The organism is Georhizobium sp. MAB10, from assembly GCF_045012825.1.
Lineage (GTDB): Bacteria > Pseudomonadota > Alphaproteobacteria > Rhizobiales > Rhizobiaceae > Georhizobium > Georhizobium profundi.
The window spans coordinates 206,425-227,484 of sequence record NZ_CP118314.1 but is presented as its reverse complement, the minus strand read 5'-3'; the positions used below and the strand labels follow the sequence as shown (position 1 = coordinate 227,484).

Annotated in this window: 19 protein-coding genes; 8 read left to right on the top strand and 11 right to left on the bottom strand. The window is 63.1% G+C overall.

Annotated elements, in window-relative coordinates:
* Positions 1 to 597 precede the first annotated feature (597 nt).
* On the top strand, positions 598 to 1,059 hold the full coding sequence (locus PU133_RS01085; RefSeq protein ID WP_404863150.1) for an AAC(3)-I family aminoglycoside N-acetyltransferase: 462 nt from the start codon (positions 598 to 600) through the stop codon (positions 1,057 to 1,059).
* A 34-nt stretch (positions 1,060 to 1,093) separates the two neighbouring features.
* Here the strand turns inward: PU133_RS01085 and PU133_RS01080 are convergent, their stop codons facing one another.
* From PU133_RS01080 to PU133_RS01070, 3 genes are all read right to left on the bottom strand, one after another.
* Entirely contained in the window at positions 1,094 to 2,560 is a 1,467-nt protein-coding gene (locus PU133_RS01080; protein ID WP_404863149.1) for an alanine/glycine:cation symporter family protein, read from the bottom strand.
* A gap of 307 nt (positions 2,561 to 2,867) precedes the next feature.
* Positions 2,868 to 3,188 (bottom strand): hypothetical protein, encoded by a 321-nt coding sequence (locus PU133_RS01075; RefSeq protein ID WP_404863148.1) that lies wholly within the window; start codon positions 3,186 to 3,188, stop codon positions 2,868 to 2,870.
* Positions 3,185 to 3,853 carry a hypothetical protein gene (locus PU133_RS01070; RefSeq protein WP_404863147.1) on the bottom strand — a complete coding sequence of 223 codons (669 nt, stop codon included), beginning with the start codon at positions 3,851 to 3,853 and terminating at the stop codon, positions 3,185 to 3,187. Before PU133_RS01070 ends, PU133_RS01075 begins: the two co-directional genes overlap by 4 nt.
* A 151-nt stretch (positions 3,854 to 4,004) precedes the next feature.
* On the opposite strand from PU133_RS01070, the gene polA reads away from it, so the two are divergent.
* Positions 4,005 to 7,022 (top strand): DNA polymerase I, encoded by a 3,018-nt coding sequence (gene polA / locus PU133_RS01065; protein ID WP_404863146.1) that lies wholly within the window; start codon positions 4,005 to 4,007, stop codon positions 7,020 to 7,022.
* Positions 7,023 to 7,038: 16 nt separating this feature from the next.
* On the opposite strand, the gene PU133_RS01060 is transcribed toward polA, so the two are convergent.
* A complete protein-coding gene (locus PU133_RS01060) occupies positions 7,039 to 7,749 on the bottom strand; it encodes an SDR family oxidoreductase (RefSeq protein WP_404863145.1) in 711 nt (236 codons plus the stop codon).
* A 131-nt stretch (positions 7,750 to 7,880) separates the two neighbouring features.
* Between PU133_RS01060 and PU133_RS01055 the strand changes: the two genes are divergently transcribed.
* A complete protein-coding gene (locus PU133_RS01055) occupies positions 7,881 to 8,783 on the top strand; it encodes a DMT family transporter (protein ID WP_404863144.1) in 903 nt (300 codons plus the stop codon).
* Between the two features lie 12 nt (positions 8,784 to 8,795).
* Here the strand turns inward: PU133_RS01055 and kynU are convergent, their stop codons facing one another.
* From kynU to PU133_RS01040, 3 genes are read right to left on the bottom strand one after another with little or no spacing between them, the layout of a single operon-like run.
* The gene (gene kynU / locus PU133_RS01050; protein ID WP_404863143.1) at positions 8,796 to 9,989 is read right to left on the bottom strand and encodes a kynureninase; all 1,194 of its coding nucleotides are present in this window, start codon (positions 9,987 to 9,989) and stop codon (positions 8,796 to 8,798) included.
* 23 nt (positions 9,990 to 10,012) lie between these two features.
* Positions 10,013 to 11,113, bottom strand: a complete 1,101-nt coding sequence (locus PU133_RS01045; RefSeq protein WP_404863142.1) for a cupin domain-containing protein — start codon at positions 11,111 to 11,113, stop codon at positions 10,013 to 10,015.
* A 3-nt stretch (positions 11,114 to 11,116) separates the two neighbouring features.
* The gene (locus PU133_RS01040) at positions 11,117 to 12,280 is read right to left on the bottom strand and encodes an aminotransferase class I/II-fold pyridoxal phosphate-dependent enzyme (RefSeq protein WP_404863141.1); all 1,164 of its coding nucleotides are present in this window, start codon (positions 12,278 to 12,280) and stop codon (positions 11,117 to 11,119) included.
* A 40-nt stretch (positions 12,281 to 12,320) separates the two neighbouring features.
* Between PU133_RS01040 and PU133_RS01035 the strand changes: the two genes are divergently transcribed.
* The gene (locus PU133_RS01035; RefSeq protein ID WP_404863140.1) at positions 12,321 to 13,079 is read left to right on the top strand and encodes an N-acyl homoserine lactonase family protein; all 759 of its coding nucleotides are present in this window, start codon (positions 12,321 to 12,323) and stop codon (positions 13,077 to 13,079) included.
* On the opposite strand, the gene PU133_RS01030 is transcribed toward PU133_RS01035, so the two are convergent.
* On the bottom strand, positions 13,076 to 13,813 hold the full coding sequence (locus tag PU133_RS01030) for an SDR family NAD(P)-dependent oxidoreductase (protein WP_126006983.1): 738 nt from the start codon (positions 13,811 to 13,813) through the stop codon (positions 13,076 to 13,078). The genes PU133_RS01035 and PU133_RS01030 overlap by 4 nt on opposite strands.
* Positions 13,814 to 13,884: 71 nt before the next feature.
* On the opposite strand from PU133_RS01030, the gene PU133_RS01025 reads away from it, so the two are divergent.
* The 4 genes from PU133_RS01025 (at position 13,885) to PU133_RS01010 (ending at position 17,349) form a co-directional block, all read left to right on the top strand.
* On the top strand, positions 13,885 to 14,640 hold the full coding sequence (locus tag PU133_RS01025) for a GntR family transcriptional regulator (protein ID WP_404863139.1): 756 nt from the start codon (positions 13,885 to 13,887) through the stop codon (positions 14,638 to 14,640).
* The gene (locus PU133_RS01020; protein WP_404863138.1) at positions 14,637 to 15,422 is read left to right on the top strand and encodes an ABC transporter substrate-binding protein; all 786 of its coding nucleotides are present in this window, start codon (positions 14,637 to 14,639) and stop codon (positions 15,420 to 15,422) included. The genes PU133_RS01025 and PU133_RS01020 overlap by 4 nt, the downstream gene beginning before the upstream one ends.
* Before the next feature lie 79 nt (positions 15,423 to 15,501).
* Positions 15,502 to 16,167, top strand: a complete 666-nt coding sequence (locus PU133_RS01015) for an amino acid ABC transporter permease (RefSeq protein WP_126006977.1) — start codon at positions 15,502 to 15,504, stop codon at positions 16,165 to 16,167.
* Between the two features lie 36 nt (positions 16,168 to 16,203).
* Positions 16,204 to 17,349, top strand: coding sequence for an aminotransferase class V-fold PLP-dependent enzyme (locus PU133_RS01010; RefSeq protein WP_404863137.1), 1,146 nt, complete (start codon positions 16,204 to 16,206; stop codon positions 17,347 to 17,349).
* A 10-nt stretch (positions 17,350 to 17,359) separates the two neighbouring features.
* Here PU133_RS01010 and PU133_RS01005 read toward each other — a convergent pair whose 3' ends face one another.
* The 3 genes from PU133_RS01005 to PU133_RS00995 form a co-directional block, all read right to left on the bottom strand.
* Positions 17,360 to 18,991 (bottom strand): BCCT family transporter, encoded by a 1,632-nt coding sequence (locus PU133_RS01005; protein ID WP_126006973.1) that lies wholly within the window; start codon positions 18,989 to 18,991, stop codon positions 17,360 to 17,362.
* A gap of 127 nt (positions 18,992 to 19,118) precedes the next feature.
* Positions 19,119 to 20,147, bottom strand: a complete 1,029-nt coding sequence (locus PU133_RS01000) for a fatty acid desaturase (protein WP_404863136.1) — start codon at positions 20,145 to 20,147, stop codon at positions 19,119 to 19,121.
* A 175-nt stretch (positions 20,148 to 20,322) separates the two neighbouring features.
* Positions 20,323 to 20,994 carry a class I SAM-dependent methyltransferase gene (locus tag PU133_RS00995; RefSeq protein WP_404863135.1) on the bottom strand — a complete coding sequence of 224 codons (672 nt, stop codon included), beginning with the start codon at positions 20,992 to 20,994 and terminating at the stop codon, positions 20,323 to 20,325.
* Between the last annotated feature and the right edge of the window lie 66 nt (positions 20,995 to 21,060).

Here is a 21,060-nt window from a genome sequence, read left to right as displayed (position 1 = left end):
GTCCCCGCCGGTTGGAAGCATTCGTGAGACGTCCGGGTGCGGGTGGGGGCGGCGCTTCCGGTTGTGGGGAACGATGCCCGCAGCCTGGAGCTGGGCCGACAGCGCCTCCGCCGGCACTACGACCGGCTTTGGCTCCGTGTCCATGCAAGCCGTCGGTGCGGAAGCGAGCGATGATCCCTGTGAGCTGCGATGCGGCCGGTGGAGGGGCGCTCGATCCGGGCTGAGCGCGTGAAGCCGCATGAAGGGCCCCGTCGGGAGCCTGAAGTGCGCCACCATGTGCTCGTGAAGGTCCGGTCCCGCATGAAGTCCCCGTCAAAAGGGCGACGGTGCAGAGGGTGTCGACTGGTCCAGAGGGACGAGGGTCCCGTGAAGACGCTGGGCGGGGCGCGCGAAGCGAGCCACACCTACTTTTTCTATCGAGGCCCGCTTCGCGCGCCCCGTCTCCATTCTGCCTCATCCCCCGGGCGGCGAAAGCCGTGCCGGGCAAAGCCGCATGGGCCTCCCTTCTTGGCCTGTTCCGTTGCCGGCCTCTCCCGCTCGAAGACTGGCCGCGCTACGCTCCGCGCACCGGACAGGCGACAGGAAACGGAGCGACCGATGATCGAGATCAAGCGGCTCACTGCGGGGGACGAGGCGCTCGCGCGCCAACTGAACGGCCTCTTCGCCGAGGCATTCGACGATCCCGAAAGCTATGCGTCCAAGCCGCCGGCCGAGGCCTGGCTCGCGCGGCTTCTCGCGCGCGATCACGTGCATGCCCTGGTGGCTTTGGCCGGGGACGATGTGATCGGCGGTCTCGTTGCCTATGAGCTCGAAAAGTTCGAGCAGCAGCGCTCGGAAATCTACATCTACGATCTTGCGGTTGCCGAGGCCCATCGCAGGCAGGGCGTCGCCACCGCTCTGATCGGAAGGCTCTGCGCGATCGGCGCTGAGCGCGGCGCCTGGGTCGTCTATGTCCAGGCCGATTACGGCGACGATCCGGCCGTGGCGCTCTACACCAGGCTCGGCACGCGCGAGGACGTCATGCATTTCGACATCGCCGTCAAAGCCGGCGGCGGCTGAAGGCGCCGCCGCCGACCAGATTTGTCGTCAGCTGTCAGGCGCCCGTCGGCCGGCTCGCAACCACCGTCTCGGGGTTCGCCTTGGCGTAGGGCCAGGCCTCGTGGTCGAGGTCGAGATCCGGGAACGCCGTCGGCCGGAAGACCGGCCGTTCCACGCCCGATTTCAGCTGGTCGCGGAAATCGTTGAGCACGCGCAGCGCGGTGGGAAACAGCATCATGATCGCCATCAGGTTCACGATCGCGAGCACGCCCATCAGCGGGTCTGAGAAGAAGAACACCGCCGTTGCGCCCGGCGCCGTCGCGCCGAGGAAGACGATGATAACGATCGCCAGCCGCAGCACATGCAGCGCCGCCGGTGCGCCGGTCATCACCTTCAGCGCCGTCTCGCCCAGATAGTAGTTGTAGATGATCGAGCTGAAGGCGAAGAGCAGGATCGCGAAGGTCAGGAAATACTGTGACCAGTCGCCCACCTGGCTCACCAGCGATTGCTGGGTCAGCACCACCCCGTCGATCCCTTCGGCGCCCGGCTGGTAGACGGGGCTGAGCAGGATGATGAAGGCCGTGCACGAGCAGATGATGATCGTGTCGATGAAGACCGAGAAGGACTGCGTGATGCCCTGGCTGATCGGGTGGCGCACATCGGCGGTCGCCGCCACGTTCGGCGCCGAGCCGAGGCCAGCTTCGTTGGAGAAGAGGCCGCGCCTTAGGCCCTGCGCCAGCGCTGCGCCCACGCCGCCGCTCACCGCTTCTTCCAAGCCGAACGCATTGGCGATGATCGACCAGATGACGCCGGGCAGCTCCGTGATGTTCATCACGATGACGATGAGCGCCAGCCCGATATAGATGAACGCCATGATCGGGATGATGACGTCCGCCACCTTGGCGATGCGCCGAATGCCGCCATAGACGATGAAGCCGGTGATGATGGCGAGCAGGATGCCGCTCCACAGCCGGTCGACGCCGAGGCTGTCGTTCACCGCGCCGGCAAAGGTGTTGCCCTGGAACGCGTTGAAGCCGAAGGCGAAGGCCAGCATCAGGCAGATCGCGTAGACGACCGCGAGCCACCGGTAGCGGTGGCCGAGCCCGTGGATGATGTAGCTCGCCGGTCCGCCGCGATAGGTGCCGTCGCCGTTCGAGCGCTTGTAGAGCTGTGCCAGCGACGCCTCGACAAGGCTCGTCGCCATGCCGACCAGCGCGATCGCCCACATCCAGAACACCGCCCCCGGTCCGCCGAGCGTGATCGCGACCGCGACGCCGGCGATGTTGCCACCACCGACACGGCCGCCGACGGAGATCAGAAGCGCCTCGCGCGCGCTGATCGCATTCGGATCGCCGCTCTGGTTCTTGCCCGAGAGCACACGGAACATGCGGGTGAAATATTCGATCTGCACGAAGCCGCTCATCACCGTGATGAACACGCCGAACACCACGAGAATGGGGATCAGCGCCCATCCCCAGGTGAGGTCCTCGATCAGACCGAAAAAGCCGGTAATCAGATCCATAAGCTCAAAATCCCCTCTTGGAGCGGGCCGCTCCTTCAAAAACTCGATCGCAACGCCCCTCCCTCCAGCACGAACGCGCGACCAATGGAAGCTCGTTTGACCGCCGCAGACGATGCGGCGCTCATCCCATTGAGGCTGAGGGGCTGCCACAAAGCAACCGTCAGGGACTAACTTTGAACCTTGCTCGTCACCGAGCGGCCCATGCTTGTCTCTTGTTGGTAGATATTCTGCGCCAGCCCGTTGGCGGCTTTCACTCGCCGGGACAGCCTATCGCATGCCAGGCGGGGCGTTGCCGGCGGATTGACCGTCAGCTTTTCGAAATCCGCCACCGGCCCCACAGCCAGCGCACCGACCACGCAATGCCTGCCAGGCACCCCACGACGGCGCCGGTGAGAACGGCAAAGCCCAGGAACAGGATCTCGCCGCCGCGCGCATCGCCCTCCGCCCATTGCAGCAAGGCAAAAGCGCCAAGCGTAAAGCAAGCTGCCCCGGCAGCCATGCAACCGATCAGGACGGCGAAGCACACGAGAATTTCGAAGCCCGGGATCGTGTGCCGAGGCTGACGGGAATTGCCGGCGCGGTGCTCGATATTCCCCATGGGCTCACGCCCCGGATGATTGCCGCTCATGCGCCGTCGTTGATGACGATTTCGCAATCCGGCTCGAACCCTCCGGCCTCGACCGCTTCATTGCATTCGTCCAGCGCTCTTTGGCGAACATCCTCGCCGCTCCACATGGCCCAGGCGGTCGTGTTGCGGGATCGTGCAACGACCTTCGGTCCCTCCAGCGCGTCCACGTTCTGGGAAAACGCAAAGGTGGCTTCGTGCGACAGCAACGAGCCGTCGTCGTCGCTCCAGTTCTCCGGCACGATTCGGCCGATCCGGTAGCACTCGGAGTCTCCTTCGCTCCGTTCGGCGTCGCAGTCGGCCAGTGCGGATTTCTCTGCCGCTTCCATCGAATGCAATTGCCGGCGCAGATGGATGGAGAGCTGTCTCGATCCTTCGGGCAGGAACGCATAGATTGCACCGAAGAAATGCGCATCTCCGATCGTGTCGATCAGCATCGTGCCGAGGTCCTGCCTTTGCTGCGCATTGAGCCCGTCATTTTCAATCTCGAGCCGGTATCCTTCGGCGTCCGGGAGCACGGCCTTGGCCTCGTCGCTCGTGATGACGACAGTGGCTGGCGCGTCCTGGGCGGCCGCCGGCAGTGGCATGATTAAGGCAGCCAGGAGCCCGGCAAAGCCGAGAGCCAGTGGAGCACGCAGCGCGCCAAGGTCGCCAGGGGCTGAGAACATGATGTCGGCTCCAATACGCGGAGGTTGCATGCCACGGGGCGAACATTCCAATGGAGTGTGTCGAAAGCATGGGCATCGGGCGCTGCAACAACGGCGTTGGCGAAGCGACGCCGTGTAGACTCGCTTTCATCGCCGCGCTAATCGTCGGCGCATGAAAAACGGCGATCATCTCTTCCTTGTCGACGGTTCGGGCTACATCTTCCGGGCCTACCATGCGCTCCCGCCTCTGACGCGCAAATCCGACGGTCTGCCGGTCGGCGCCGTGTCCGGCTTCTGCAACATGCTGTGGAAGCTGCTCGTCGAGGCGCGCGACACGGAAGTGGGTGTTACACCGACGCATTTCGCGGTGATCTTCGACTATTCCTCCAAGACCTTCCGCAACGCGCTCTACGATCAGTACAAGGCGAACCGCTCGGCACCGCCGGACGACCTGATCCCGCAATTCGGCATGATCCGCCAGGCGACGCGCGCCTTCAACCTGCCTTGCATCGAGAAGGAAGGGTATGAGGCAGACGATCTGATCGCCACCTATGCGCGGCTGGCTGTCGAGGCGGGCGGTGATGTTACGATTGTCTCCTCCGACAAGGACCTGATGCAGCTCGTTACCCCTAAAGTGTCGCTCTACGACACGATGAAGGACAAGCAGATCGGCATTCCCGAGGTCATCGAGAAATGGGGCGTTCCGCCTGAGAAGATGATCGACCTGCAGTCGTTGACGGGTGACTCGACCGATAACATCCCGGGTATCCCAGGCATCGGCCCGAAGACCGCCGCGCAGCTGCTTGAGGAGTATGGCGATCTCGATACGCTTCTAGAACGTGCGTCCGAGATCAAGCAGAACAAGCGGCGCGAAAACATCATCCAGTTCGCCGATCAGGCAAGGCTGTCGCGCGAGCTCGTCACGCTGAAGCTCGACACGCCGATCGATGTCGGGCTCGAAGAATTAAGCCTCGACGCACAGGATGGGCCGAAGCTCGTCGGTTTTCTGAAGGCGATGGAGTTCACCTCGCTCACGCGCCGGGTCGCGGAAGCCACCGGCACAGATGCGGCTGCCGTCGAGCCGTCTCATGTTCAGGTGCAGTGGGGGGCTGACGCCCACGGACCCGATCTCAACAAGGGCGATGCAGCAGCGCCCGCTGGCGGGACGACGATGGCCCAAAAGGCAGCCGGCGGCCCGGAGCAAACCGTTGCAAACGCCTCCGTAAACGCCAGGACGGAGACCTGGACGCCTCAGGCGCTGGCGAAGGCTCGCGCCGAAACGGCAGCAACCAGCACGATCGACCGCGCGTCCTATGTCACCATTTCCGATCTGGAGACGCTCGACCGTTTCATCGCTATTGCCCGTGAAACCGGGCTCGTCGCGTTCGATACGGAAAGCAATGCGCTGGATGCGATGCAGGCCGATCTCGTCGGTGTGTCGCTCGCGGTTGCCGGCAACAGCAAGGATGCATCGGGCAGGGAGATCATGGCGGCCTATCTGCCGCTTGCCCACCGCACCGGCGAAGGCGACATGTTCGGCGGCGGCATCGCCGAAGGTCAGGTGAAGTTCGACGAGGCGCTCGCCCGGCTGAAATCGTTGCTGGAAGATCCAGCTGTCCTGAAAGTGGGCCAGGATCTGAAGTATGACTGGCTGCTGATGAAGCGCTACGGCGTCGAGATCGGCCCGTTCGACGATACGATGCTGATGTCCTATGTCGTCGAATCCGGCATGGCGAGTTTCGGGGGCTCCGGCGGCCATGGCATGGATGCGCTGGCCGAACGCTGGCTCGGCCACAAGACGATAGGCCTCAAGGAAGTCGCGGGCTCCGGCAAGGGGCAGGTAACGTTCGATTTCGTCTCCATCGAGAAGGCCACCGAATATGCCGCCGAGGATGCCGATGTTGCGCTCAGGCTCTGGTTCGCGATCAAGCCGCAGCTGGTGGCCAAAGGCCTCGTCCACGTCTACGAACGATTGGAGCGGCCCCTGCTGCCGGTCCTTGCCCGCATGGAGGAACGCGGGATCTCCGTCGACCGACAGATACTGTCGCGTCTTTCCGGCGAATTCGCGCAAGGTGCGGGCGCCCATGAGGCCGCCGCCTATGAACTTGCCGGAGAAAAGTTCAATCTGGGCTCGCCCAAGCAGCTCGGCGAAATCCTGTTCGGCAAACTCGGCCTGCCAGGTGGATCGAAGACGAAGACCGGGCAATGGTCGACATCCGCCCAAGTGCTCGAAGATCTGGCCGCGGTCGGCCACGAGCTGCCGCGCAAGATCGTGGATTGGCGGCAGCTGTCGAAACTGAAATCGACCTATACCGATGCTCTGCCGGGTTACATTCATCCGCAGACGAAGCGCGTCCATACATCCTATTCGCTTGCCTCAACGACGACCGGCCGGCTCTCCTCCTCCGAACCGAACCTGCAGAACATCCCGATCCGCACCGCCGAAGGCCGCAAGATCCGCACGGCCTTCATCGCGGAACCGGGCAACAAGCTGGTTTCGGCCGATTACAGCCAGATCGAACTGCGCGTGCTCGCCCATGTGGCCGATATTCCGCAGCTGCGCCAGGCGTTCGCCGATGGCATCGACATCCACGCGATGACGGCGTCGGAAATGTTTTCAGTGCCGATCGAAGGCATGCCGTCGGAAGTCCGCCGGCGGGCGAAAGCCATCAATTTCGGCATCATCTATGGCATTTCCGCCTTCGGCCTCGCTAACCAACTCGCCATCGAGCGGTCCGAGGCGAGCGACTACATCCGCCGCTATTTCGAGCGCTTCCCGGGCATCCGCGATTATATGGATGCGACCAAGGCGTTTGCGCGTGAGCATGGCTATGTGGAAACGATCTTCGGCCGCCGGGCGCACTATCCCGAAATCCGCTCGTCGAACCCTCAGGTCCGGGCGTTCAACGAGCGCGCAGCGATCAATGCGCCGATCCAGGGCTCGGCTGCCGACATCATTCGCCGGGCAATGATCCGCATCGAGCCGGCATTGGCAAAATCGAGCCTGTCCGGCCGCATGCTGCTGCAGGTGCATGACGAACTGATCTTCGAAGTGCCCGAAGTGGAGGTCGATCAGACGATCGAACTCGTCACCGATCTCATGGAAAACGCGGCCATGCCCGCGCTCTCCATGAAGGTGCCGCTGAAGGTGGATGCGCGCGCCGCCGACAATTGGGACGAGGCGCACTGACAGCCGGCCGAGTGGCTCAGCTGTAGATCATCTTGCGCGTCATGCCGCCATCGACGGTGAACTCCGCCCCTGTGACGAAGCCGGCCTTCTCGCACAGGAGGTAGGCTGCGAGATGCGCGATATCCTCTGGCGTCCCGACACGGCCTGCCGGATGCTGGACGTGATCCTCGGCTGAAAGCGTGCCGCCCGAAACGTCGATCCAGCCCGGAGAGATGCAGTTGACGCGCACATCCGGCCCAAGGCTGATCGCCAGCGAATGGGTAAGCGCCACGAGCCCGCCCTTCGTCGCGGAATAGGCGTGCGTGTCCTTCTCGCTCATATGCGCGCGGGTCGATGCGATCAGCACCATCGCGCCTTTCGCTTGTCGCAGCGGCTCTTCCCCATGCTTTGCGAGGAGGAAGGCAGCCGTCAGATTGGTCGCGATTACCCGGTTCCAATCGGCGAGAGTCAATTCGGCGAGACCGGCGAACTCGGAGATGCCCGCATTCGAGACGATGGCATCGACGCGACCGCTGCGCTGCCGCACTCCTTCGATCAGCGCAATGATGTCGTCCTCGCGCGCCACGTCGCAGGTGACGAAGTCGCAGCCGGTTTCTTCGACGATCGCGACGCCCTTGTCTTCATCGAGGTCGGCGACGACGACATCCCAGTCTTCGTCGATCAGTTGACGCACGATGCCCGCGCCTATTCCGGAAGCGCCACCGGTGACGATCGCCGTCTTCATCATCTCGAAATTCCTTTCGACTGCTTCAATAATTTTCGCTTGGTTAACCTGCCCGCGCTTTCAGACGGTGATAGGGTCACCCTTCCTCCAAAAGCCGGACCCGAGCAAACGGGTTCCGCGATCCCTGGACTGCTTTGAAGAAACCTTTGACCCATTCCTCGCCCCCGGCTCCGTCCCCAGCCTCGCCCGACACCCGACCGGTTCGCCTCCTGCTCGGCATTGTCCTGACGGTCGGGTCGACTTTCGTGCTCGCCAGCATGGATGCCCTGTCGAAACTGCTGACCGGTGACCTGCCTGTGGTGCAGGTGGTGTGGGGTCGCTATTTCTTCCATACGCTGATCGTGATGACGGTGCTCGCACTGCGCGCGAAGCCGGGCTTCTGGAAAAGCCGGCGGCTCGACCTGCAATTGGTGCGGGCGCTATTGCTGTGCGCCACGACGTTTCTTCTCTACGCGTCGCTGATCCACGTGCCGCTTGCCGATGCAACCGCGGTGCTCTTCTTCGCGCCGGTGCTCGTCACGCTGTTGGCCTATCTGGTCTTGGGTGAAAGCGTGGGGCCGCGCCAGCTCGTCGCCGTGGTCGTCGGTTTCCTGGGCGTTCTCCTGATCATCCGGCCCGGCTTCGGCGCCGAAGCCGCCATGCTGATCCCGCTCGGCGCAGCCGTGCTTCTGGCGTTCTTCTATCTGCTGACGCGGCTTGTCGGCCGCTACGATGGTGCGTCGACCACACTCTTTTATACGACCAGCGTTGGCGCCGTTTTGTTTTCGCTGGCGCTGCCCTTTGTCTGGGAAACGACGACCCTGCCGCAGATCGGCCTGATGGCTGCGATGGGAAGTTTAGGCGCGCTCGGGCATTTCCTGCTCGTGCGCGCCTTTGCCATCGCGCCGGCTTCGTCGCTATCGCCTTTTCTCTATTCCCAGATCGTGGCTGCCGCCACGATCAGTGTCGTCGTTTTCGGGGACCCGCTGCAATGGACGATGATCGCCGGCGCCGGTCTTCTCGTCGGCAGCGGCATCTATGTCTGGCTCAGAAGTTAGCCGGCGAATCGATCAGGTGACGCGGGCGCGGCGCTTGTACTCTTCGCGGTCCCAGAGCCTGCCGTCCATGACCTCCGCGATGATCTTCACGGCACCGTCCACTTCCGCTTCGCCGATATAGAGCGGCGTGAAGCCGAAGCGCAGGATATCCGGCGCGCGGAAATCGCCGATCACCTTGCGCGCAATGAGCGCCTGCATGATGGCGTAGCCCTCCGCATGCCGGAAACTGACCTGGCTTCCACGCATGCCCGCGTCGCGCGGCGTCGCGAGCGTCAATTCCGGGCAAGCGGCCTCGACGCCGGCGATGAAGCGCTCCGTCAGTTCGATCGAGCGGGCCCGCACCTCGGCCATCGTGGTCATGTCCCAGATGTCCAGCGCCGCTTCGAGCGCAGCCATCTGCAGCACCGGCGGCGTGCCGACGCGCATCCGCTCGATGCCGCGGCCGGGCCTGTAGTTCTGGTCGAAGGCGAAGGGCTGCTCGTGGCCGAGCCAGCCGGCAAGCGCGGGCTCCGCACTTTCGGCAAGATCGGGCCTGACATAGATGAAGGCCGGGCCGCCCGGGCCCGAGTTCAGATATTTGTAGGTGCAGCCGACGGCGAAATCGGCATCGGCGCCCGTCAGGTCGACGGGTACGGCTCCGGCCGAGTGGGCGAGATCCCAGACGGTCAGCGCACCGGCCGCGTGGGCCTTTTCGGTGATCCGCTTCATGTCGTGCATGCGCCCGGTGCGGTAGTCGACCTCGGTGATGAGGGTCACCGCAACCGTCTCGTCGATCGCGCCTTCGACGTCTTCCGGCGCGACCGTCTTCAGGCTGTAGCCTTGGCCGAGCAGCCCCACCAGGCCTTCGGCCATGTAGAGATCGGAGGGAAAATTGCCCGTGTCGGACAGGATGATCTTGCGATCGGGCCGCAGCCGCAGCGCCGAGGCAAGCGCCTGGAACACCTTGATCGACAGCGTGTCGCCCATGACGACGGTACCGGCGGGCGCGCCGATCAGCTTGCCGATGCGGTCGCCGATATCCGTCGGCTTGGCCATCCAGCCGGCCTTATTCCAGCCGGTGACGAGCATGTCCCCCCATTCGACCGTGATGGTCGAGGCGACCCGTTCGGCTGCCTTCCTGGGCAGGGGGCCGAGCGAGTTGCCGTCGAGATAGATGAGGCCCTCGGGGAGATGAAATTCGCTGCGGGTCTTGTTGAAGTCGCTCATTCGGTCCTTAGCCGGCGTACCAATCAGGCGGCGCCTGCTTCCTCTGTGTCGGTGATGAAACGGGCGGGAAGCGAAACTTCCAGCAATTCGATGTCGTCTGAGGGATCGGCGTAGCGGGTCACGAGGCCCGGCGGCACCACGAAAGCATCGCCGGCGCCGAGACGTTGCGTGGCGTGACCTTCGGCCTCGAGCGTGAGTTCACCATCCATGACGAAGGTAAAGAGGATGTCGCTGTCATGCCGCGCGGGAACCGGCGATCCCTCGCCGCGCCTGGCGACATGCACGCCGGCAACCCCTTGCGTGTTCTCGCCGATCGTCGTGTCGCGAGCGATGAAACCCGGCAGGCGGAACGGCTTCCAAGCCGCCTCCGCAGCCTTGTGGTGCACGAAGCGCTGCCCCTGAAAGCGCCGGTCCGGATTGGCAGGGCCGTTCGGCAAGGTCATGTCGTGATCGATCGACGTGATGTGCTCGGCCGGCACACCGATCTCGATCACCTCGATATTAGGGCTGGCATAAAGCACGCGGTGGCGGATTTCAGGGGGCTGGATGACGCAATTGCCGGCTTCGAGCCGGAAGGGCTCGCCCTGGTCCTCATAGACGAGATCGACCCAGCCGCGATAGCAGAAGATCAGCTGGAAGCCGACTGTATGGTAATGCACCATGTCCGGCACAGGCCCGCCATCGGGAATCCGGATGTGGCTCGCGATGATCGAGCCGCCGAGCCGCGACGGCACCAGATCGCGGTAGTGCATGCCGGCGCGGCCGATGACCCAAGGTGCCTGGTCGGCAAGCCGCCGCACGACGAAGTCATGGGCGGTCGTCGGTGTCGCGAGCGGCACATGCAGCGGTTCGATCTCGATCCGTGTTCCGTTCGGCGCGGTCAGCCGCCTTTCGCCTCCGGCAAAGCCATCCGGATCCTCGGTCAGGATGCGGATCGTGCCGGGCGGCTCGCTGGCATGGGCATCGAGGCAGAGCCGCAACCCGTGGCCGGAAACGACGGCGACCTTCGGATCATCGGCCGGAAAGATCGTATCGAGCCGCATCTTCAACACCTTGGTGAAGAATGGCAGGTCGTCGCGCACGTCTTTCGTGGGAAGGCGCATTTCAGCACGCGTATCGCTCATGGCTCATGCCTCTCGCAATGGTTTTTGGTCTGTATGCTCGGGTGCGCCCCAGTCCTGCAAGAGCTGGGAGACCCGTGAAAGCCCGTCCCGAAGCCGCACGCTCTCGCCCCCTCCGACACCAAGCCGGATATGTCCGGGCATGTCGTAGGCAGAACCGGGCAGCAGGAAGGTGCGGTAGGGGGGCGCAAGCAGGCGCCGCGCGAAATCATCGGAATCGATGCCGTGTGCAAGGCGCGCAAGACCGATCAGGCCCGCCTGCGGTCGCACCCAGGACAATTTCGGCTCATCCGCCACGAACCGGTCCAACTGATCGAGATTGGCGCGACCTTCTGCCCGTGCCCGGTCCAGTGCGGGTCCGAGGCGTTCGGGTCTGAGCGCGATCTCGGCGATCGCCTCGCCCATCACGTTCATGATCTCGCTGGCGTTCTCGCGCAGGATCACGGCGTCCATGACCAGGTTCTTGTCGCGGCAGATCATCCATCCGGTGCGCAGGCCCTGCAGTCCAAGCGCCTTGGAAACGCTGCCGGTCGTGATGCCGCGCTCGTAAAGCCCTGCAATACTCGGCGCGCGCGTACCTTCCCATTCGAGCCCGGCATAGACCTCGTCGACCAGAAGCCAGGCACCGACCGAGCGTGCGATCGCGACGATCTCGGCAAGCTCCGCCTCGTCCATCAACCGGCCGGTGGGATTGTTGGGGTTCGACAGGAAGATAAGCTTCGTGCGCGGCGTGACCGCATCTCGCAGCTCACCGAGCGGCAGGCGCCACTGATCCTCTTCGCGGCGATGGACAAAGCGCATGGTGGCCCCAACGGCCGCGCCGAGAACGGCGGCCTGTGGCCAGCCCGGCACTTCCGTGACGATCTCGTCGCCGGCCTCGACCAGCTGGCGGATGACGAGATAGTTGGCTTCCGCAGCACCCGCAGTGATCAGCGCGTCGTCCGGCCCGCAGATGCCGGAAAGCCCGGCCTGCACGACCACATGCTCCCGGAGCGCCGGAAGCCCACGGAACGACTTGCCGTTCCAGTCTAGCGACAGGTCCGGATCGAGATCGGGAAGGAAGTCGCCGAGCTTCGGCGAGCGCGCCAGCGAAAAGCCGACGATCGCTTCCGGGTCCGCCTCGGTCGTATCGAGCAGATACTGAAAGAGCGTGTGAATCTTGACTTTCATCCGGATCGGCACCTACTAGGCGGAAAGAGGAGATTACTAAATGAATTCAGAAACTTATATCAAAGGTAAGCCGGTATCGCTGACCGTTCTCGACTACGGCCTGTTCAAGGTCCATGCCAATGGCCGGGTGATCGGGATCGTCGGCTTTCTGATCCGCACCGACCGCGACGAGACCATTCTCGTCGATACCGGTTTCCCGGCTAAGTATGCCTATGACATCGAGGCCTCCAGCGCCGAAGACAAGCTTGGCAGCTTTGGCGTCGTGCTTTCGCTCACCGAGGAGAACCTGCCAAAGGCGCAACTGGCCAAGGCCGGCGTCGCGATGGACGATGTCGATCTCCTCGTCATGACGCACACCCATATCGACCATGTCGGCGGGATCGCCGATTTTCCGGGCCGCCCGATCCTCATGTCGGCCGCAGAACGCGCGCTTGAAAAGCCCATATACTGGAGCGGGCTGAAGCCGCTCGACTGGCCGGATCGCGAATACATGCTGGTCGATGGCGACGTCGATCTCGGCCCCGGTCTCAAGGTTCTGGCAGCCCCCGGCCATACGATCGGCCAGCTGGCCCTGCTCGTCGAGCTGCCTGAGACCGGTCCGGTGCTTCTGACGGGAGATGCCATCTCGCGGCCGGCGGAAATCGACGAGCGCTTCGATACGGCCGACGACCCGGCAGCTGCGATCGAAAGCGCGGACCGGTTGATGCGTCTGGCGGCTGAGAAGGGTGCGATGATCATTTACGGCCACTCTCCCGAGCAGTGGCCGCAGCTGAAGAAATCGCCGGAATTCTACGCTTAGCGAACATCGCGACCCTGATTGAGGATGATGACATTGCCGCTTGAAACGTCGCCCGCCGGTGAAAGCAGGAAGGCGACCCAAGCGGCGATTTCGCTCGGCTGCATGGCGCGGCCATGCGGCATGGCTGCGAGTGCCTTCTCGAGGACCTCTTCGCTGACGACGCCGAAGAGCGGCGTCTCGGTCATGGCTGGCGCGATGGAATTGACGGCGATCTTGTCGCGGGCATAGCGGCGCGCGAGATCCTTCGTCAGCGTGTCCATCGCCGCCTTGCTCGCGCGGTAATGCGGCGGGTCGAACACATCGAAATTGTATGCGCCGTTCGAAGAGATCATCACGATCTTGCGCACGCCGGGCCGGCCGGCCATGAGCTTCACGGCCTGCTGCGAGCAGTGAAACGCGGACGAGAAGTTGATCGACATCTGACGATCGAGTTCGTCGGCGGGAATGTCCGGAAAGGCGGACATGAGGCACGTGCCCGCATTGTTGACGAGTGCGTCGATGCCGCCGTGCTTTTGGGCGATTGCCTCGAACACTTCCGCGATCGCATCGGCCTTCGTCAGATCGACCTGATGGCCTTCGAAATTGCCTTCTGAAGCCGCTTCCATCGCCTTCACGGCCTTCCCGTCGATGTCGAGGCCGACGACGGTCATGCCCGATTGCAGCAGGGTTTCCACGATCGCTCGCCCCATGCCTCCGGCGGCGCCGGTAACCACCGCGATCCTCGTTTCAGCCATCCACACATCTCCCTTGCTGCAGGCAATAATTATAGTGGATTTGCCGGATTGTATATAATAAGATTTTTGTCATGGGGTATTCGGCCAAGACAGATGCGGCTTTCGAGATGCTGCACCGTGACATTCTGAACGGCAGTCACGCGCCCGGTCAGCCGCTGCGCATCGCAGCGCTTTCCGCCCTTTACGGCGTCAGCGCCACCCCGCTGCGCGAGGCGCTTTCGCGGCTTGAGGAAAAGCAGCTGGTCGTCGGCAGCGCCAACCGTGGATGGCGCGTCGCGCCTGTCTCACTGCCCGAGCTGGAAGATCTGGAAATCGCCCGCCTGACCGTGGAGACTTCGCTTCTGGAAGATGCGATCGCAAACGGCGATCTCGATTGGGAAAGCGGTATCGTTGCTGCCCATCATCGCCTCACCCAGGTTGCGCCACCTGCGGGCAATGTCGATGTCGCCGCCCGCCAGCTGTGGGACGAGACGCATGACGCGTTTCACATCGCACTGCACGCCGCCGGACGTTCGTCCTGGCTGAAGCGTTTTTTCGTGCGGACGGCAGAGCAACTGCGGCTGCACCACCAGGCACTTCTCTTCCATCCGCGCGCCATTAACCCGCATGGCCCGGAGAAGCACACGCCGGAAACCGAAGCGCTCTTGTCCCGCGCCCATTCGGTATCCGCCCATACGGAATTGATGCAGGTCGTTCTCGATCGCGACGCCCCGGTGGCGCGTGAGAAGCTGCGCCTGCATGTCGAGATCACGCTGGAGGTCTTTCGATCGATCGCCGGCGCGAGCGTGAAGGAAAAAAAGGCCAAACGAGAGGAACAAGTCACATGAAGAAACTGCTGCTTGCCACAACGACCCTTGCACTCGGCCTGACCGCCGGTGCAGCGGCATTCGCCGAGACGCTCACCGTCGGCGCTTATCCGTCGAACCCGCCATGGGAATTCAAGAACGAGCAGAGCGAGTTCGAAGGCTTCGAAGTCGACCTGATCACGGAAGTCGCCGAACGGCTCGAGATGGACCTCGAGATCTCCGACCTCGGTTTCCAGGCACTGTTCGCCGCGACCGCTTCAGGCCGCATCGACGTTGCGATCTCGACGATCACCATTACTGACGAGCGTCTGCAGAGCCAGTCCTTCACGCAGGGCTATTACGACGCTGACCTCGCGCTCGTGTCGCTCGCTGACGGCGCGTCGAGCCTTGCCGATCTTGCTGGCGAGCCCGTCGGCGCCATTGCCTCCTCGACCGGCGATGCGTGGATCCAGGCCAACACCGCCGAATATGGCTTCGGCGAGCTGCGCACCTACCCGGATCAGCAGGGCCTGCTGCTCGACGTACGTGCTGGCCGCATTGCAGGCGCCATCGGCGACGTGACGGGCTTCATCTTCGCTGCCAAGGAAATGCCCGATCTCAACATCGCCGAAGTGATCCCGACCGGGGACCAGTACGGCCTGATGCTGCCGAAGGGCTCCGAGCTCCTGGAGCCGATCAACGCGGCCATCAGCGAGATCAAGGAAGACGGCACGCTTGCCGAAATCTACGAGAAATGGCTTGGCGAAGCACCTGCGGCCGACAGTTCGACGGTGACGGTGCTTGAGATCCCCACCGCCGAGTAAGCGGCATTTCGCGACATGGCGGCCCGTTGCAACAGACGGGCCGCTTCTTTTTGATCTCTGACAAGCGCGAAGGTCCGCCATGAGTTTCGTCGACACATTCCTCAACATCGATGTCATCATGCGCGTGCTGCCGATGCTGTGGCGCGGCATCTGGAACACGTTGGCGCTGGCGGGCGCGACTTTGACGGTCGGCGCGATCGCCGGGGTCCTGATGTGCCTGATCCGGCTTTATGCCGCCAAGCCGTTCCGGCTGCTGGCCGTCGCCTATATCGACGTGTTCCGGGCGATCCCGATCCTCGTGCTTCTCGTCCTCATCTATTACGCGCTGCCCTTCATGGGCCTGCGCTTCTCGCCCTTCGTCTCGGCCGTGCTGGCGCTCAGCCTCGTCTTCTCGGCCTTTACGGCGGAAGTGTTCCGCGCCGGCATCCAGGCAATTCCGAAGGGTCAGACGGAAGCCGCTGAATCGCTCGGGCTGCCGTTTCGCATCATCATCATCAAGGTGATCCTGCCGCAGGCGTTTCGCATCGCCATTCCGCCGCACACATCGAACTCGGTTGCGATCGCAAAGGACACGTCGCTCGCTTCCGTGGTGGCGATGCCGGACCTGCTCAAGCAGGCGACCGATGCGCAGGCGCTGACCGCCAATCCGTCGCCGCTGATCGCCGCCGCGCTGATCTACCTGATCGTTCTTTTGCCGGCGGTGCGTCTCGTTTCCTATCTCGAAAACCGTTTCCGCACGAATTGATCGCCACCCCAGCACCCAGGGACTTGAAGACATCACATGACCGCTCAGCGCCTCGACAAGGATGGCTCCGGCTATTTCCTCTATCACTCGATCGGCCAGTATCCCGGCAAGGCTGAGGACATTGCTGCGGCGATGGCCGAGTTTGCCGGTGTCTGGGGTGCGCCGGACGATGGCCAGTGGGGTGCGATCCTGGGTCGGCGCGGTGAGTTCATCGAGCATTGGCGCCGCCTGATCGGCGCGCCCGAAGGCACCGTGACCACATCGGAAAACGTGACCGCCGCGCTCTATGCGTTGATCGGCGCACTCCCGGGCAAGCATCTCAAGGGACGCAAACTCCTGGTGGCAGGCGACTGCTTCCCGTCGCTGCACTTCCTCCTGACGGCGCTTGCACCCCGCTTCGGCTTTTCGCTGGAGACCGTGCCGCTCCGCCAAGGCGCGTCCTATGTGGAAGGCGAGGACGTGATCGCCCAATGGGACGAGACCGTCGGGCTGGCGCTCCTGACCTGGGTGTCGTCCACCTCGTCGCATCGGGCAGACATTGCCGCGCTGACCGCCCATGGCCGCAAGATGGGTAGCCTTGTTGGCGTCGACATCACGCAGGCAGCCGGGCTGCTGCCGTTCTCCGTCAACGAACCGGCTGTGGATTTCACCATCTCCACCAGCCTCAAATGGATGTGCGGCACGCCGGGCGCCGGCATGCTTCACGTGGCGAGCGATCTGATCGCCGTCTGTGAGCCGGAGTTTCGAGGCTGGTTCAGCCAGGAAAACCCATTCTCCTGGGACCTGGACAAGTTCCACTATGCATCCGACATCCGCCGCTTCGACAATGGCACCCCCTCGGTGGTCTCTGCTCTTGCAAGCCTGCCGGCGATGCGCTGGCATGCGGCCCAGGACCAGCGGGCGCTGCTTGCGCACAACCGGGCGCTGTCAGACGCCATCTTCGCCGGCATCGAGGGCCTGCCGTTCAGCCTCGTCAGCCCGCGCGACGACAATGCGCGCGGCGGCAGCGTGATGATCCGTCTGGAGGACAGCCAAACCGCCGAGGGCCTGCTATCGAAGTTGCGCGATCGTGGCATCTACGCAGACAGGCGAGACGCGCTGCTGCGCTTCTCGCCCGGTCCGGTGACGACGATGGATGGGGTCGCAGTGCTGGTCGATGCAATGCGAACCCATCTTGCCTGATTGATAGGCTTTACGTGCCCTTCGCCAGCTCCGGCGGGCCGCCAAGGGCTTCCTCGCCCTTGTAGGCCTTGGGCAGATTGGCTTCCACTTCCTTTTCCGTCTCGTACCACTGCTCGTAGCGATAGAGCACGAGGTGGTCGCGGGAGAGGCCGCGCATCAGGCCGTACATCATCACGAGAATGACGAAGGCGAAGGGGAAGCCGGCCACGACGGCCGCCGCCTGCAACGCGCTGAGCCCACCCGCGACCAGCAGCACCGCTGCGATCGCGCCTTCGGCAATTGCCCAGAACAGCCGCTGGACCTTCGGCGGATCAGCCTCACCGCCGGCGGTCAGCATGTCGATGACGAAAGAGGCGGAGTCGGACGAGGTGACGAACCACATCACGATCATGATCACGAGCAGGCCGGTGATGATGTCGGTGAGCGGGTAGAATTCCATCAGCCGGAAGATGGCATTGCCATAGGCTTCCTGCGTCACGGCGATCAAACCCGGATCACCTGCAAGCTCCATCTGGATGGCCACGCCGCCGAACGCCGTGAACCAGAAGAACATGATCGTTGCCGGCACGAAGAGGACGCCGAGCGTAAACTCGCGGATGGTGCGGCCGCGCGAGATGCGCGCAATAAAGATGCCGACGAAGGGCGACCAGGAAATCCACCAGGCCCAGTAGAAGATCGTCCAGTCGACCTGCCAGTTGGTGCCGGAATACGCCTCCGACCAGAACGAGAAATAGATGAATTCGTTGATGTAGTTGCCCATGTTCTCGACGAAGCTGTCGAAAATGTAGAGCGTCGGTCCGGCGATCACCATGAAGGCGAGCAGCACGAACGACATCTGAATGTTGAAGTTCGAGAGACGCTTGATGCCGCCATCGAGGCCGGCAAGAACCGAGAGAGTGGCAAGCCCGGTGATGAACGCGATCAACAGCAACTGGACCACGATGTTGTTGCCGATGCCGAAGAGCGTATCGAGACCGGCATTGATCTGCATGACGCCGAGGCCGAGCGAGGTCACGACGCCGAACATCGTGCCGAACACGGCCAGGATATCGACCGCGTGACCCCAAGGCCCGTAGATGCGCTCGCCAATGATCGGATAGAGCGCGGAGCGGATCGAGAGCGGCAGACCTTTGCGGTAGTGAAAGTAGGCAAGCGCGCATCCGACGATGCAGTAGACGCCCCAGCCGTGAAAGCCCCAGTGCAGGAAGGAGAGGACCATGGCCTGCTCGGCCGCGGCAACACTTTCAGCCTCCTGGAGCGGCGGCGCGTAGAAGTGCGTCAGCGGCTCGGCGACGCCCCAATAGAGCAGCCCGATACCGATGCCCGCGGAAAACATCATCGCAATCCACGAAAACAGCCCGTATTGCGGGGTTTCCGTCTGCGCGCCCAGCCGGATCGAGCCGTAGGGGCCGATGGCGAGATAAAGGCTTGCGGCAACGGCGAGATTGGTGACGAGGATCAGGAACCAGCCGAAATAATCGGCAACGGCTGCCTGTGCTCCGAGGAAGATCGCGCCCGAGGTTTCGGGAAAGAGCGCCCCGAACAGGATGAACGCGACGATCAGCCCTGCAGAGATCGAGAAGACCGGAATGCTGACATGTGGAAACGGACCGAGCCGGCCAGTTTTGACCTCTGAAGCCATTGAAAAATTGCCCTTTGAACGTTCTGAGATTGCGGCCAAAAGGTGGCCGCGCATGGTTCAGAATGCGCTCAAGGACAATCAGTTCCGAAAATGCTGATGAAAGGCGGAGAACGCGGGGGTTTTGCCCTTAGGCGATAGCCCGCGCTTGCCGGAAGGAAACGAGCCGCCGAGCGTTTTCGTCCCAAAGGACGAGTTTCACGCAGGCGAGGCTTTCCAGAAATGTAATGCGGCCGATGTCGTGCAATTGGGGGTGGTCACGAAGCACCTCAGGCAGCCGGTAGAACGGTACCGTTGCCGAGAGATGGTGCACGTGATGGATGCCGATATTGCCGCTCATCCAGCGCAGGGGGGCCGGAAGATCGTAATGCGAGCTTCCATGCAGCGCCGCGTTCTGGAAGTTCCACTCTTCGGCATCCGACCAGTGGGTTTCTTCGAACTGGTGCTGCACGTAGAACAGCCACACGCCGGCGGTGGCCGCCATCAGGGTGATCGGGATCTGCACGAGCAGGAACTCGATCGGGCCCATCAGCCACATCAGCAGCGCAACTGGAATGGCGATCGCGACATTGGTGGCGAGCGTCGATGTCCAGGGTTGAACGCCGGCCCGCATCAGCCCGAAGGGCAGGCGGTACTGGCAGATGAAGAGCCAGGCCGGTCCGAGACCAAACATGACGACCGGATGGCGGTAGAGCCGGTAGCGCAGGCGCCCGAGCCACGGCAGGGCGCGGTATTCCGCAACGGTGAGCGTCGTGATGTCGCCGATGCCGCGCTTGTCGAGATTGCCGGCGGTGGCATGGTGAACCGCATGGGTCCGGCGCCAATAATCGTAAGGAGTCAGCGTAAAGACGCCGAGGACGCGGCCGATCCAGTCGTTGAGGCTGCGTCGCTGGTAAAGCGTGCCATGCCCGCAATCATGCTGGACGATGAACAGTCGCACCAGAAATCCCGCAGCCGGTATGGTGAGCAGGAGACCCCACCAATAGCCGTGCGTGACGGCAAGCGCGGTCAGCGCCCACAGCGCCACAAACGGAATGGCCGTGATGGCCAGTTCATAGGTGCTGCGCACAGGATTAGGTTTGCGATAGGGGGCGAGGACTTTGGCCCACGCGCGCGCCTGCGCCTCGGCAGTCGCTTCATGGCTAGGACGTATGTTCACGAAAACTCCAACCGCGGCCGGGAGTTGAACCCATGCAGGAAGTGCATGCGGGCTAACCGGACCAGTCGCGTCGAAGCGACGCGCCACACCCAGTGCTCATACGACGTTGCAGGCTGAGGTGCAACGAAACAAGCGGCCTGCGATATTTTGACATCGTCGATGTCCGAGCCCTGCCTCAGGCGGCCGGGTTCCGCCCGATCATGTTGATCATGGTCGGCGCGAGCAGATAGGGATGCCCGAGAGCCCAGCCGAAAGCCGGAGTTCGGCCGATCATCTTCAAGAAACCAGCACCTACGGCGCGACCAGCTTTTCCTGCCTTGCGCTGCAGCGAGGTGCTGAGCGCCACTTTCCCGATCTCGGTGTCGAGCGGATTGAATTCGCCATCCCGCAAAGCCGCATGTCCCAGGCTTTCGTCGAAGACCAGTGTCGGGAAAAGCTGCTTCACGCCTTCATGGGTGAACCGCCAGTAATCCGACGGATAACCGTGAAATTGCCAGGCGAACGGCACCGAGAGACAGAGCACCCCGCCGGGCTTGAGCAATTGGGTGATCGCATCGGCCATGGCGAAGGGCTGCCGGCAATGCTCCATCACGCTCATGCAGAAGATCGTGCCGAAGCGCTGACCATCCAGCGCAGCTGAGATCGTCTCCATCGGCTGCGTCAGGTCGACGACGAGATCGACCCCCGCGCCTTCGAGCGCATCGATGCCGATATAATGCCCTTTGGGAGAGAACAAGGCCCTGAGATTCTGGGTGTCGCCGTAGTCGCGAGACCCGATTTCGAGGAACGGGCCGTCGAAAAGCGACGCATTCTGCTCGACGAACAGAAGCTGATTGCGATCGCCCATGAGTGTCTCCCCGATACCGGGCAAACACTACCGCTGGCTGTAGCTTCTGTAAATCGACGCCAATGT

What these genes read in the sequence shown, in the direction of transcription:
- PU133_RS01085 (WP_404863150.1), top strand. Translation starts at nt 598, where the DNA reads ATGATCGAGATCAAGCGGCTCACTGCGGGGGACGAGGCGCTCGCGCGC.
- PU133_RS01080 (WP_404863149.1), bottom strand. Translation starts at nt 2,560, where the DNA reads ATGGATCTGATTACCGGCTTTTTCGGTCTGATCGAGGACCTCACCTGG.
- PU133_RS01075 (WP_404863148.1), bottom strand. Translation starts at nt 3,188, where the DNA reads ATGAGCGGCAATCATCCGGGGCGTGAGCCCATGGGGAATATCGAGCAC.
- PU133_RS01070 (WP_404863147.1), bottom strand. Translation starts at nt 3,853, where the DNA reads ATGTTCTCAGCCCCTGGCGACCTTGGCGCGCTGCGTGCTCCACTGGCT.
- polA (WP_404863146.1), top strand. Translation starts at nt 4,005, where the DNA reads ATGAAAAACGGCGATCATCTCTTCCTTGTCGACGGTTCGGGCTACATC.
- PU133_RS01060 (WP_404863145.1), bottom strand. Translation starts at nt 7,749, where the DNA reads ATGATGAAGACGGCGATCGTCACCGGTGGCGCTTCCGGAATAGGCGCG.
- kynU (WP_404863143.1), bottom strand. Translation starts at nt 9,989, where the DNA reads ATGAGCGACTTCAACAAGACCCGCAGCGAATTTCATCTCCCCGAGGGC.
- PU133_RS01045 (WP_404863142.1), bottom strand. Translation starts at nt 11,113, where the DNA reads ATGAGCGATACGCGTGCTGAAATGCGCCTTCCCACGAAAGACGTGCGC.
- PU133_RS01040 (WP_404863141.1), bottom strand. Translation starts at nt 12,280, where the DNA reads ATGAAAGTCAAGATTCACACGCTCTTTCAGTATCTGCTCGATACGACC.
- PU133_RS01035 (WP_404863140.1), top strand. Translation starts at nt 12,321, where the DNA reads ATGAATTCAGAAACTTATATCAAAGGTAAGCCGGTATCGCTGACCGTT.
- PU133_RS01030 (WP_126006983.1), bottom strand. Translation starts at nt 13,813, where the DNA reads ATGGCTGAAACGAGGATCGCGGTGGTTACCGGCGCCGCCGGAGGCATG.
- PU133_RS01025 (WP_404863139.1), top strand. Translation starts at nt 13,885, where the DNA reads ATGGGGTATTCGGCCAAGACAGATGCGGCTTTCGAGATGCTGCACCGT.
- PU133_RS01020 (WP_404863138.1), top strand. Translation starts at nt 14,637, where the DNA reads ATGAAGAAACTGCTGCTTGCCACAACGACCCTTGCACTCGGCCTGACC.
- PU133_RS01015 (WP_126006977.1), top strand. Translation starts at nt 15,502, where the DNA reads ATGAGTTTCGTCGACACATTCCTCAACATCGATGTCATCATGCGCGTG.
- PU133_RS01010 (WP_404863137.1), top strand. Translation starts at nt 16,204, where the DNA reads ATGACCGCTCAGCGCCTCGACAAGGATGGCTCCGGCTATTTCCTCTAT.
- PU133_RS01005 (WP_126006973.1), bottom strand. Translation starts at nt 18,991, where the DNA reads ATGGCTTCAGAGGTCAAAACTGGCCGGCTCGGTCCGTTTCCACATGTC.
- PU133_RS00995 (WP_404863135.1), bottom strand. Translation starts at nt 20,994, where the DNA reads ATGGGCGATCGCAATCAGCTTCTGTTCGTCGAGCAGAATGCGTCGCTT.